A 12,098-nucleotide genomic window follows, 5' to 3' on the forward strand; every position below is an offset into this window, starting at 1 on the left:
ACCCTGCCAGAGCACGTATAAGGATTCGTTAAGCCAACCGGACGGTTCTGTGTCAACCGGTGTCGCGAGCCGGGCGGGATGTGACTTCGCCGGGTCAATCGCCCCCGCCGGGCCCTCCGCTGTTCGCGCTCTCCGGAGGGGACGGGGAATCGGCTGTGGAAATGGCCGTGATCCCGACGGGGGCGAGCGGGATGGTGAACGCAAAGGTTGCTCCGGCGCCGGGGGTGCTTTCGACCCAGATGCGCCCGCCCAGGTGTTCGACGATTCGCTTGCAGATGGCCAGGCCCAGGCCGGTGCCCTGCGGCTTGTCGGTCATGGTGTCGCCGACCTGGCGGAAGCGCTCGAAGATGATGGACTGGTGCTCCGGCGCGATGCCGGGGCCGGTGTCGGCGACGGACACGCGGGCCATGCCGGCTTCGGCGGTCAGCGTCAGGGCGACGCGGCCGCCGGGCGGGGTGAACTTGGCGGCGTTGGACAGCAGGTTGACGGCCACCTGCACCAGCCGGTCGTGGTCGCCGCGCACCGGCGGCAGGTCGGGCGGGATCGCCACGTCCAGAAGGATGCCGCGCTCGTGGAACAGCTGGCTGGTGGCTGCCGCCGCCTGCTCGACGGCCGTACCCAGGTCCATGGGCTCGATCTGCCAGTCGATCTCGCCGGCCTCGATCTTCGCCATGTCCAGGACCTGATTGATCAGGCGGGTCAGCCGCTCGCTCTCCGTGATGACGGTGCCGAGGAACTCCTGCCGCTGCTCAAGCTCGATGTCGGGGTTGTCGTAGAGGATCTCGGTCAGCGCGCGGATGGAGGTCAGGGGCGTGCGCAGCTCGTGCGTCACGGTGGACAGGAACTCGTCCTTCAGCCGGTCCAGCTCCTTCAGCCGTTCGTTGGCGGCGCGCAGGGCGGCGGTGGCGCGCTCCAGCTCGGCGGTCTTGTGTTCGAGCTGGCGGCTGTATTCGATGACGTGGCTGGTCTCGTCCAGCATGCGCATCAGCTCGGGACGGCTGACCTCCCCGCCTTCCACCGCCGAGGCCAGGGCCACGCGCGCGGAGGCGGCGCCGATGGCCCCGGCCAGCAGGCGTTCGGCGAAGCGCACGAGGTCGGTGCGGGCGCGGCGGTCCGGCTCCAGCGGGTGGTCGTGCGACTTGGCGTATTGCGTGAAGGCCAGTTCGGCGCGCTGCGGCCCCAGGAAGCGCGCGGTGATGCGCCGCAACTCGCCGACGGTGGCGCGGCCGTGCCAGGGATCGGCGGACAGGGCGGGGCCTCCCCCGTGATAAAACACCTCCACGAAGGCGGTGGCCTGCGCCCGCTCCCCGATGCCCGGCCGGTCGAGCAGCGACACCAGCACGAGGCCGCCGACGTTCAGCAGCAGGCTCCAGAACAGGGCGTGGGTCAGCGGGTCCATCCCGTCGAGCCCGAACAGGGCGTAGGGGCGCAGCAGGGCCAGCCCCCAGGGGCCGTCGTCGATGAAGGTCCCCGGCAGCCAGCCCGACCGCGCGAAGCTCGGCAGCAGCAGCGTGTAGGCCCAGGTCAGGATGCCGGCGCTGAGGCCCGCCAGGGCGCCGCGCCGCGTCGCCCCGGTCCAGTAGATGCCGCCAATCAGCGCCGGAGCGAACTGCGCCACCGCCGTGAAGGAGATCAGCCCGATGGCGCTCAGCGCGTAGGCCGACCCCGCGATGCGGAAATAGACGTAGCCGAGCAGCAGGATCGCCACGATGGCGGCCCGCCGGATGGTCAGCAGCAGCGGCGACAGGTCGTGCCGCCGCCCCAGCCGCGCGCTGCGGGAGCGGAGCAGCAGCGGCAGGACGAGGTCGTTGCTGACCATGGTGGACAGGGCGATGGCCTCCACGATGATCATGCCCGTCGCCGCCGACAGCCCGCCGATGAAGGCCAGCAGCGCCAGCCAGCCTTCGCCCGCCGCCAGCGGCAGCGCCACCACGAACATGTCCGGGTCCACCGCCCGGTCGGGGAAGCGCAGCAGTCCGGCCACGGCGACCGGCAGCACGAACAGGTTGATCAGCAGCATGTAGAGCGGGAACAGCCACAGCGCGCGGGTCAGGTGGCGTTCGTCCACATTCTCGATCACCATCACCTGGAACTGGCGCGGCAGGCACAGCACCGCCGCCGTGGACAGCAGCATCGTCGTGAACCACGACCCGTCCCCCAGCGCCGGGGCGGCGGTGAACAGGCGCACGATCTCCGGGTTCTCGGCGGCGCGGCTGAACAGGTCGGTGCCGCCGTCGTGCAGGACCCAGACCACGAAGCCGCCCAGCACCAGGAAGGCCACCAGCTTGACCACCGATTCCAACGCGATGGCGGCGACCATGCCCTCGTGATGCTCGGCGGCGTCGATGTGGCGGGTGCCGAAGACGATGGCGAAGGCCGCCATGACGATGGCGACGTAGAAGGCGTTGTCGAACACCACCGGCAGCGACAGCCCGCCGGTCAGGCCGCTGGGGTCGGCGCCCGACAGAACCTCGAAGCTGACGGCCACGGCTTTCAACTGCAGGGCGATGTAGGGCGTCACCCCGATCACCGCCGTCAGCGCCACCAGCCCGCCCAGCCCCTGGCTTTTGCCGTAGCGCGAGGCGAGGAAGTCGGCGATGGAGGTGATGCGCTGCGCCTTGGCGATGCGCAGGATCTTCCGCAGCACCAGCGGCCCCAAGAGCATCAGCAGGGTGGGGCCGAGATAGATCGGCAGGAATCCGATGCCCAGCGACGCCGCCCGACCGACCGACCCGTAGAAGGTCCAGGTCGTGCAGTACACCCCGAGCGACAGCGCGTACACGTACGGCGACGCGATGACGCTGCGTTGTACGTTCGTACGGCGATCCGCCCACCAGGCTACGGCGAAAAGCAGGAACAGGTACGCGAAGGACGCCGCGACGATGGCGGAAAAGGGCATGCGTCAGCCCCCGCGCCAGGGCAAACCCTCGCCCGGCTCCGCCGGGAGAGGGAGGGACCCATGCGAAGCATGGGAGGGTGAGGGCAAGGTTCTGCCGAGAGAATAGGGAATGTGGGCCGAGGATTTTCGGAAAAACCTTGCCCTCACCCCCCCGCCGCGTTGCGGCGGGTCCCCCCCTCTCCCGCCGGAGGCGGGCGAGGGTGTGGTTTGCCGCGCGGTCATGGCCGCCCTCCGCGTTCCAGAAGCAGGGCGAACAGCGCGATCGCACCGGCCCACACGCCCAGCGCGTACACGTACAGCAGCGGCAGGCCGAACAGCGTGTCGCCGGCGCCGAACACGCGCAGCAGCGGGGGGTTGAAGGCGACCAGTGCCAACAGGAACAGCGCGATCAGGCGGTCGATGCCCGCCTTGGCCGGCAGGGGCGGGGTCGGCGGGGGAGGCGGCTTGTCGGCCGCGCCGGTCAAAAGGCCCGCTCCCGCGCCGCCAGCTCGACGATGATGTTCGCGGCCTTGATGGCGTCGCCGAGCGTGCGCACGTCACGCTCCTTCAGCATCTCGACCATGCGCAGGAAGACCGCGGCGGTGACGAGGCTGTCGCCCAGCGCCGTGTGGCGGTCCACCACCTCGATCCCCAGCCGTTCGGCGATGCCGTCCAGCGTGTGGTCGCCGCCGTCGCCCAGCAGCATGCGCGACAGCAGCATGGTGTCCAGCACCGGCGTGTCGAACGTCACCCCTGCCGCGCGTTCCTTCATCCGCAGGAATTTCAGGTCGAAGGCGGCGTTGTGCGCGATCATCACGGCGCCGGACACGAAGCTGCGGAACTGCGGCAGCACCTTGTCGATGGTCGGCTTGTCGGCGACCATGGCGTCGGTGATGCCGTGGAAGGGGACGGACTCCGGCGGGATCGCCCGCTTCGGGTTGACCAGCGTGTTGAAGGTCTCGCCGGTCAGGATGCGCCCGCCGACGATGCGCACGGCGGCGATCTGGATGATCTCGTCGCCGTTGCTGGGGGCCAGCCCGGTCGTTTCCGTGTCGAACACCACGTAGTGGAGCTGGTCGAGCGGCGTGGCGCCAAGCTCGCTGGTCGCCAGGGGCTGGTGCAGCAGGTTGAAGTCGAAGAACTCCGGCCGGGCGGAACTGCGCGCCGTGGCGTGCGCCGACGGCGGCTTCAGCGCCGGGGGCAGCGGCACGCGCAGGCGCGACCGTCCCTCGAAGCCCTTCACCGGCTCGCTCCACATCGTGCTCTTGTGGTGCTGGAGCACGTCGCCGACGGTCAGGCCGCCCAGCGCGTCGGGCAGCGGGTGGTCGAGCCAGCTGTCCACGATGCCGCTGGGCACCGACGGCCCCTGCCAGGAGATGTCCAGATAGACCCACTGCCCTTCCGGCTCGACGGACAGGTCGTAGGCGGCGACGCCGGTCAGCGCGTAGACATACTCGATCAGGTAGCCGAACAGGATGACGAGGCTGTAGCTGTCGCCGTGCACCCACTGCGGCAGGCCGGTCAGCGTGGCCGTGTACTGCGCCTCCGCCCCGACGCGGTGGCGGATCAGGTTGATCAGGTTGTTGGAGTGGATGTCGCTCATCGGCCAGGAGCCGGTGACCACGTTGCGGTATTCCGCCGTGACGTGGGCCAGCCGGTCCGACAGGGTGGTGGAGGACTCCATCAGCGCGGACTGGAAGGCGGCGCGCTCCTCCGGCCCCAGCTCCGGCGTGTCCTCCAGCGTTTCCAGGACGGCGCGCAGGTTGGCGATGGGGGCGCAGAAGCCCTCCGTCGCCTCGCGCAGCAGCGCGTCGCGCTGGCCGAGCGCGGCCAGCTCGCTGGTCGCGTCGGAAAGCGTGATGACGTAGCCCGTGATCGACGGCGGCTCGTCGGAGCCCTCCGGCGCGTCCTGGAGGATGGCGCTCATGCGGCCGGCCAGCAGGATGCGGCCGTCGGTGGTGGCGCCGACGAACTGCGCGGTGGTGCCGTGCTCGTGGTTGATGTGGCGCCCCTCGCGCACGCGGAGCGTCAGCCGCTCCAGCGTGTGGGTCACCGGCTCCGCCACCACGAAATGCAGCAGCGAGCGGCCGAGCCCCAGGTCGCCGGTCAGGTGCAGGATGTCCAGAGCGGTCTGGTTGTACAGAAGGATCTGGTGCTTCAGGTTGCAGACCAGGACGCCTTCGTGCAGGTCGCGCAGGATGGCGGCGAGGCGGGTCTTCTGCTCCTCCGCCTTGGCGGTCGATTCGGCGACGGCGCGCGCGGTGTCGCGGCGGGCGGCGGTCAGCTTGTCCGACAGCTCGTTGATCGCCTTCGCCATAGGGGCGAGGTCGCCGTAGCGGGCCAGCGGGATGCGGGCACCCGTCTTGCCGTCCGCCGAACCGTGGGCGATCAGCCCGGCCTCGCGGCTCAGCGTCTCGGCGGCGCGCAGAAGATGGCGGTCGACTGCGGCCCACAGCCCCCACACGCCCGCCGTGACCGCCGTGGTCATGAGGATGGCGTAGGCGGTGAAGGGATCCTCGTAGCCGCTGCTGCGGAGCGCGATGGCGGCCCCCGCCGACAGAAGCGGCAGGCCGAATCCGGCGGCGCGGAAGGCGAGCGGGATGATGCGGCGCGGCGGCTTGGCCGGGGTAGGGGCCGGGGTGTGGGCCTGGGGCTGAGCGGGAGCCGCCTGCGCCGTGCCGGCGCCGTCGGTCATCGGCACGCTCACGGCCGGGCCTCCCGCGCGGCGCCATCGGCGCTTGCGGGCTCCAGATACTTGCGCACGGTGGTGACGAGGTCGCGGGTCGAGAAAGGCTTGGTGATGTAGTCGGTGGCCCCCAGCGCCATGCCCTTCTGCCGCTCCACGTCGCGGCTCTTGGCCGTCAGCATGATGATCGGCAGGTCCCGGTGGGCCGGGTTGGCGCGCAACGACTGGCAGACGTCGAACCCGTCGCGCTTGGGCATCATCGCGTCCAGCAGGATCAGGTCGGGGGGGCTGGCCTCCACCGACTGAAGGGCTTCCTCCCCGTTGCGGGCGATGCGGACCTCGAAGCCCGCCTTCTGCAACAGCACCTGCAAGGACAGGACGATGCTGGGCTCATCGTCGGCGACCAGGATCGTCGGCTTCATCCAGGGTTTCCTCCAAAGCGCCGGTCTGTTTCGCCGGCTTCTTATTGGCTTTGCCTATTCGAAACTTTTCCTATTCGAATAGGCGTGCCCGTTCAAACCCATGTTAACGGCAAGGGTAATGGCAGATCAAGCCGAAGCCCGCCCACAATGATGAAATTGCGGGCGGGCCGTTCGCAGTGAAAGAACCGCAAATAGGGAGGCGGACAGTTTGTCGCAGGCCCGAATCGGCGGGCCGTTTCGTCAATGCGTGCTGACGACCATCGCGGGAAGTCCCATTTTCCCCTTCAGCACGCCGGCGGCGCGCTTCGCCGCGGCGGGATCGGCGTAGCCGCCGACGCGGACCGCGTGCCAGGACTTCTGCGCGGCGTCGGTCCAGTCCAGCGTGACGGCGCTGTATCCGTTGTCGCGCAGGCGGCGGACCAGCGCCTCCGCATTCTCGGCCATCTGGAAGGAGCCGACCTGGACGGCGTAGCGGCCATCGGGGGTGGTCGGCTCGGCCGTGCCGGCGGACTCGGCCGGAGCGGTGCTGGCCGGCTTGCTCAAGGTGCCGAGCGGCTTCGGGGCGTCCGGCTTGGCCGCCTCGGGCTTGGCGACCTCGCGCTTGGCGGCCGGGGCGCGCGGCGGCGTCTTGGGCGCGAGCATCGCCTGGAGTTCCGCCGTCTCCGTCGCGGGCTTGGCGGTGGCGGGGGCGGGCGCCACCGGGGTGGGCTTGGCGACCTGAACCGGCTTGGGCGCTTCGACCGGTGCTGCAACCGGAGGGGCGGCCGGCGGTGCGGCCTTCACCGGCTCGGGCTGGGCGAGCGCCGGGGGGGGGGCGTCGGGCAGCTTGGCCGGGGCTTCCACCGGGGTCGGTGCGGGCAGCGCTATGGGCGGCGGCTCCGGAACGCGCAGGGCCGGGGGCGGCGTCTGCGGCAACGTGATCGTGGAGGGCGGCTGCGGCGCCACCAGCGCCGGGGCGGGCGCGGCGGACGTGGTGGTTGTGGGCGCGCGGGCGATCAGCGGCTCCGGCTGGCTCGCCGGGGCCTTCGGCGCCGGGGAAACAACCGGGGACACGGTGGACACGCCGCCCGTGGACGCGCCGCCGGGGGCCGGAGCGGCGGCGATCAGCGGGGTGGGCGGGGGCTGCGGCGCTGGCGTTTCGCTCTCGTGATCGAGCATGACGACGGCGAAGCCGACGGCGGCGGCGGCGACCAGTGCGGCGGCGATCTTGCCGAACGGCAGCTGACGCTCGACCTTCGCCTCCAGATCCTCGTCCAGGTCAGCGGCGTCGTGGTCGGCCGGGTCGGCCTTCAGGTCTTCGTTGAGCGCGCGCAGCAGCCGAACGATGTCGTCGCCGTCTCCACCGGGGGCGGCGGCGGGGGTGTCCGCCTTCTTGCCGGCGGCCTTCATTTCGTCCTTGAACGTCACGGCGGAGGGCGCATCCAGGAAAGGTCACAGGTCCACGGCCCAGACGGACCGCAACGCGATATGAGACCCTTCTACTGTATTTCGGTGTTCGATCAAACGGCCATGCGACATGTTGGCGTGAGAAAGATGAGTCCAGCCCTTTAGGACGTTGTCTTGCGGTAAGGATGCTCGGCCATCCAATGCTGGGCGATGGCAAGCCGGGTGGCGACCCACACCTTGTCGTGCCCGCGCACATAGTCCAGGAAGCGGGCCAGCGCCGCCGCGCGCCCCGGACGGCCGACCAGCCGGCAGTGCAGCCCGACCGACATCATCTTCGGCTGGTCCGCCCCCTCGGCGTAGAGCGTGTCGAAGGCGTCCTTCAGGTAGGTGAAGAACTGCTCGCCCGTGTTGAAGCCCTGGGCCGTCGCGAAGCGCATGTCGTTGGCGTCCAGCGTGTAGGGCACGATCAGCTGCGGGCGGCCGAAGCTGGCGTCCCAATAGGGCAGGTCGTCGGCGTAGCTGTCGGCGTTGTAGACGAAGCCGCCCTCTTCCGACACCAGGCGCCAGGTGTTCGGGCTGCACCGCCCCAGATACCAGCCGAGCGGGCGGGAGCCGGTGACGCGGGTGTGGATCTCGATGGCGCGCCGCATGTGCTCGCGCTCCACCTCCTCCGGCAGGTGCTGGTAGTCGATCCAGCGGTAGCCGTGGGTGGCGATCTCCCACCCCGCCTCCAGCATGGCCTGGACGGCGTCCGGGTTGCGCTCCAGCGCCATGGCGACGCCGTAGACGGTGACCGGCATCCGGCGTTCCGTGAACATCCGGTGCAGCCGCCAGAAGCCGGCGCGGGAGCCGTATTCGTAGATCGACTCCATGTTCATGTGCCGCATGCCCGCGATGGGCTGGGCGCCGACGATCTCCGACAGGAAGGCTTCCGACGCGGCGTCGCCGTGCAGGACGCAGTTCTCGCCGCCCTCCTCGTAGTTGATGACGAACTGCACCGCCACCCGCGCGCCGCCGGGCCAGTTCGCGTGTGGCGGACGGGCGCCGTAGCCGATCATGTCGCGCGGGTAGGGCTGGATCATGCGGGGGCGCTCCGGAAGGACGGAGGGGCGGTTTTAGGGGGGCGGTCAGGAAGAGGCGGAGCTGTTCTCGGCCGACTCCTCCGGCACCTGATGGCGCAGGATCAGCGGCGCCTGCAACGCGCTGAACAGCAGGGTCAGCGGCATGATGCCGAACACCTTGAAGTTCACCCAGGCGTCGGTGGTCATGGTGCGCCACACCGCCTCGTTCAGCGCGGCCAGCAGCAGGAAGAACCACGCCCAGCGGATGGCCAGCGTGCGCCAGCCCTCGTCGCTGAGGTTCATGACCGTGCCCAGGATGCGCTTCAGCACGTTGCGGTGGGTGATATGCGCCACGAACAGGACGGTGGCGAACAGCAGGTTGACCAGCGTCGGCTTGATCTTGATGAACAGGTCGTCCTGCAGCCAAAGCGTCAGCCCGCCGAACAGCAGGACGAAGCCGGCGCCGACCACGGGCATGATCGGCACCCTGCGCTCGAAGTGCCAGGAGACCAGGACCGCCAGCGTGGTGGCGACCATGAAGACCGCCGTCCCGACCATGATGCCGGCCTGGGAGTTGGCGACGAAGAAGGCGGCCAGCGGGCCGGCCTCGATCAGCAGTCGGGCGTACTGGTTCATGATCCTGACATAGACCGTTCCGGGTCGCGGATAAAGGGGGAAGCGGCGGGGCCTCCTTTCCTGCGCAGCCACGCGGCGGCGTGCGCTGGCCTCTTTTCTTTCTTGCGGCGAGCGATTACCACTTCGGGCATCCCGGATTGGGCGAAAAAGGCAGGGTGCACTCCGATGGAAGCGACCGAAGTCAAGGACCTGATCGACGAAGCTGTGGAGCGCGAGCACGCCAAGGAACAGGGCTCGAAAACCTCCACCGCCATCTACATCTCCATCCTCGCGGCCGTGCTGTCGGTGGTGAGCGTGATGGGCTCCAACGCCAGCAAGGAGATGATGGCGAGCGCCATCGAAGCGTCGGACACCTACGCCTATTACCAGGCCAAGACCCAGCGCCAGGTCAGCCAGCGCCTTGCCGCCGACCAGCTGGAAATCCTCGCCGACGGCCTTTCGGATGGTGCCAAGGCCAAGGCGGCGGCCAAGGCCGCCGACCTGCGCAAGAACGCCGACCGCGCCGACTCCCCCACCGAGGACAACAACCGGCAGTCGCTGATCGACAAGGCCCGGGCCGCCGAGCAACGGCGCGACCACGCCGCCGCGCAGGACCCCTATTTCGACTTCGCCGAGGCCTTGCTGCAGATCGCCATCGTGATGGCCTCGGTCTTCGTCATCACGGACATGGCGATCATCCTGATCGCCAGCCGGATTCTGGCGGCGACCGGCTTCCTGATGGCGGTGGACGGCTTCACACAGTGGATCCCGCTGCCGTTCCTGTGAGGCAAAACGTTCGGGGGGCGAGGGCGTTCTCGCCCTACCAGATCGTTTCGACGCCCAAATTCTGGAGTGCGCCGTCGGCGGTGACGAGTGGAATGCCTTCGATCCGGCTCTGGGCGGCGAGCATGCGGTCGAACGGATCCTTGTGCTCGCCATCCAGTCGGCCGGCCAGAAGAGCGTGGGACAGGGAGACGTCCAGAACGCCGATTCGGCTTCTGGTCAGATACTGCTCGAACTTCTCGACCAGCACGGCGGCTTGCGGAAGCTTTCCGAGGCGCACCTTGGTCGCGATCTCCCACGCGCTGGCGGTGCTGGTCAGCACCTCGTTGCGGCCGTTGCCGATGGCGGACCGCGCGGCGGGTGAAAGCCGCGGGTCGTCGAGCAGCCACCAGAGCAAGGCATGGGTGTCGAGGAGTATCCTCATCGCTCCCACGCCGCCAATTCATCGTCCGGGAGCGGATCGAAGAAGGACTCGTCGACCAAGAACTCGCCCTTGGCGATGCCCGGCGTCCGATCGGCGGGGGCATCGTCGATGGGAACGATGCGCGCGATCGGCTTTCCGCTCTTGGCGATGATGATCTCCTCGCCGTGGGAGACGTGCTCCAGCAGGCGCGACAGGTGCGTCTTCGCCTCGTGGATGTTGACCATCTTGCCCATAGGGCGTCCGCCCCCTTTTCCGCGTCCCGGACCCCGAAGATGACTAAGTCGGTGGACTAAGTCAACGGCGTCACTGGAACGCGGCCTCCGCGAAGCTGCGCAGCTTGCGGGAGTGCAGGGTCTCCATCCCGTGTTCGCGCAGCAGTTCCATGGCGAGCACGCCGATCTTCAGGTGCTGGTCCACCCGCTCGCGGTAGAAGCGGTCGGCCATGCCCGGCAGCTTCAACTGGCCGTGCATGGGCTTGTCGGACACGCACAGCAGCGTTCCATAGGGCACGCGGAAGCGGAAGCCGTTGGCGGCGATGGTGGCGCTTTCCATGTCCAGCGCGATGGCGCGCGACTGGCTGAAGCGCATCAGCGGCTCACGGTGGTCGCGCAATTCCCAGTTCCGGTTGTCGATGGTCGCGACGGTGCCGGTGCGCATGATGCTCTTCAGGTCGTAGCCGGACAGGCCAGTGATGCGCTCCACAGCCGTCTCCAGCGCGCGTTGCACCTCGGCGAGCGCCGGGACGGGCACCCAGGTCGGCAGGTCGGCGTCCAGCACATGGTCGTCGCGCACATAGCCGTGGGCCAGCACATAGTCGCCCAGCCGCTGCGTGCCGCGCAGGCCCGCGCAGTGGCCCAGCATGATCCAGGCGTGCGGGCGCAGCACCGCGATGTGGTCGGTGATGGTCTTGGCGTTGGACGGGCCGACGCCGATGTTGACCAGCGTGATGCCGTTCCCGTCCGGCCGGGTCAGGTGGTAGGCCGGCATCTGCGGCATGCGCGGCGGCTTCGACCCGTTGGCGGGCACGTCCCCGAGATTACGGTTGTGGGTGACGATCTCGCCCGGTTCGACGAAGCGGTCGTACTGGCGGCGGTAGGCGGCAAGGTCCGGGTCGGCGGCCGGCTCCATGATCTCGCGGGCCATCCGGATGAACTCGTCCACGTAGAACTGATAATTCGTGAACAGGATGAAGTTCTGGAAATCCTCCGGCGCCGTCGCCGTGTAGTGGCGCAGCCGGTGCAGCGAGAAATCCACGCGCGGGCCGGTGAACAGGGCCAGCGGCTTCACCGCGTCCATCGCCGCCTCGTAGGTGCCGTTGACGATGGTGTCGTCCATGCGGGCGAGGTCGGGCAGGTCGAACAGGTCGGGCAGGTGGGCCAGCCGTTCCGGCGTCAGGTCGCCTTCCACATGCATGCCGTGGGGGAAGGCGAAATGGATGGGGATCGCCTCCTCGCTGACGCCGACCTCCAGCGGGACGCCGTGGTTGCGCAGCAGCAGCGAGAACTGCTCCCGGTAATAGCGGTCGAACAGGTCCGGCCGGGTCAGCGTGGTGGCGTGCGTGCCGGTACCCTCCACGAATCCGTAGGCCAGCCGCGTGTCCACCGCGGCGCCCGAGGTCGGGGTGATCTGGACGTAGGGGTAGAAGGCCCGCAGATGCTTCCCGCCGTCCTCGCCGCGCGTGAAGGCCGCGAAGCGGTCGCGCAGGTAGGCGGTGTTGCGGTCGTAGATCTGCCGGACGCAGGCAATGGCGGCGTCGGCGTCGTCGAACTGCCCGACGGGGCCGGGCTGGAGCGGGGCGATATCGGTCATGCCCTTGACATAGCCACCGCAACGCCCGGATTGA

At 69.2% G+C, this 12,098-nt stretch carries 11 protein-coding genes; 1 reads left to right on the top strand and 10 read right to left on the bottom strand.

The features are described from left to right. Positions 1 to 94: 94 nt before the first annotated feature. From ACSVC7_RS00600 to ACSVC7_RS00630, 7 genes are all read right to left on the bottom strand, one after another. On the bottom strand, positions 95 to 2,899 hold the full coding sequence (locus ACSVC7_RS00600) for an ATP-binding protein (protein ID WP_448204455.1): 2,805 nt from the start codon (positions 2,897 to 2,899) through the stop codon (positions 95 to 97). 218 nt (positions 2,900 to 3,117) lie between these two features. Further along, a complete protein-coding gene (locus ACSVC7_RS00605; protein ID WP_448204456.1) occupies positions 3,118 to 3,363 on the bottom strand; it encodes a hypothetical protein in 246 nt (81 codons plus the stop codon). Beyond that, positions 3,360 to 5,585, bottom strand: coding sequence for a 3'-5' exonuclease (locus ACSVC7_RS00610; protein WP_448204457.1), 2,226 nt, complete (start codon positions 5,583 to 5,585; stop codon positions 3,360 to 3,362). Before ACSVC7_RS00610 ends, ACSVC7_RS00605 begins: the two co-directional genes overlap by 4 nt. Continuing rightward, positions 5,582 to 5,986, bottom strand: a complete 405-nt coding sequence (locus ACSVC7_RS00615; protein WP_448204458.1) for a response regulator transcription factor — start codon at positions 5,984 to 5,986, stop codon at positions 5,582 to 5,584. The genes ACSVC7_RS00610 and ACSVC7_RS00615 overlap by 4 nt, the downstream gene beginning before the upstream one ends. 240 nt (positions 5,987 to 6,226) lie before the next feature. Next, positions 6,227 to 7,393: an SPOR domain-containing protein gene (locus tag ACSVC7_RS00620; protein ID WP_448204459.1), complete on the bottom strand. Its 1,167-nt coding sequence runs from the start codon at positions 7,391 to 7,393 to the stop codon at positions 6,227 to 6,229. Between the two features lie 140 nt (positions 7,394 to 7,533). Further along, positions 7,534 to 8,454 carry an allantoinase PuuE gene (puuE, locus tag ACSVC7_RS00625; protein WP_448204460.1) on the bottom strand — a complete coding sequence of 307 codons (921 nt, stop codon included), beginning with the start codon at positions 8,452 to 8,454 and terminating at the stop codon, positions 7,534 to 7,536. A 45-nt stretch (positions 8,455 to 8,499) separates the two neighbouring features. Further along, the gene (locus ACSVC7_RS00630; protein ID WP_448204461.1) at positions 8,500 to 9,069 is read right to left on the bottom strand and encodes a septation protein A; all 570 of its coding nucleotides are present in this window, start codon (positions 9,067 to 9,069) and stop codon (positions 8,500 to 8,502) included. A 165-nt stretch (positions 9,070 to 9,234) separates the two neighbouring features. Here ACSVC7_RS00630 and ACSVC7_RS00635 point away from each other — a divergent pair, with 165 nt between their 5' ends. Then, positions 9,235 to 9,834, top strand: a complete 600-nt coding sequence (locus ACSVC7_RS00635) for a DUF4337 domain-containing protein (RefSeq protein ID WP_448204462.1) — start codon at positions 9,235 to 9,237, stop codon at positions 9,832 to 9,834. 34 nt (positions 9,835 to 9,868) lie between these two features. On the opposite strand, the gene ACSVC7_RS00640 is transcribed toward ACSVC7_RS00635, so the two are convergent. The 3 genes from ACSVC7_RS00640 to ACSVC7_RS00650 form a co-directional block, all read right to left on the bottom strand. Then, positions 9,869 to 10,255, bottom strand: coding sequence for a type II toxin-antitoxin system VapC family toxin (locus ACSVC7_RS00640; protein ID WP_448204463.1), 387 nt, complete (start codon positions 10,253 to 10,255; stop codon positions 9,869 to 9,871). Beyond that, positions 10,252 to 10,488: a type II toxin-antitoxin system Phd/YefM family antitoxin gene (locus ACSVC7_RS00645; RefSeq protein ID WP_448204464.1), complete on the bottom strand. Its 237-nt coding sequence runs from the start codon at positions 10,486 to 10,488 to the stop codon at positions 10,252 to 10,254. The genes ACSVC7_RS00640 and ACSVC7_RS00645 overlap by 4 nt, the downstream gene beginning before the upstream one ends. Positions 10,489 to 10,558: 70 nt before the next feature. Further along, complete coding sequence (locus ACSVC7_RS00650; RefSeq protein WP_448204465.1) at positions 10,559 to 12,064, bottom strand: AMP nucleosidase; 1,506 nt, start codon at positions 12,062 to 12,064, stop codon at positions 10,559 to 10,561. Between the last annotated feature and the right edge of the window lie 34 nt (positions 12,065 to 12,098).

Source organism: Azospirillum mesophilum, from assembly GCF_053470405.2.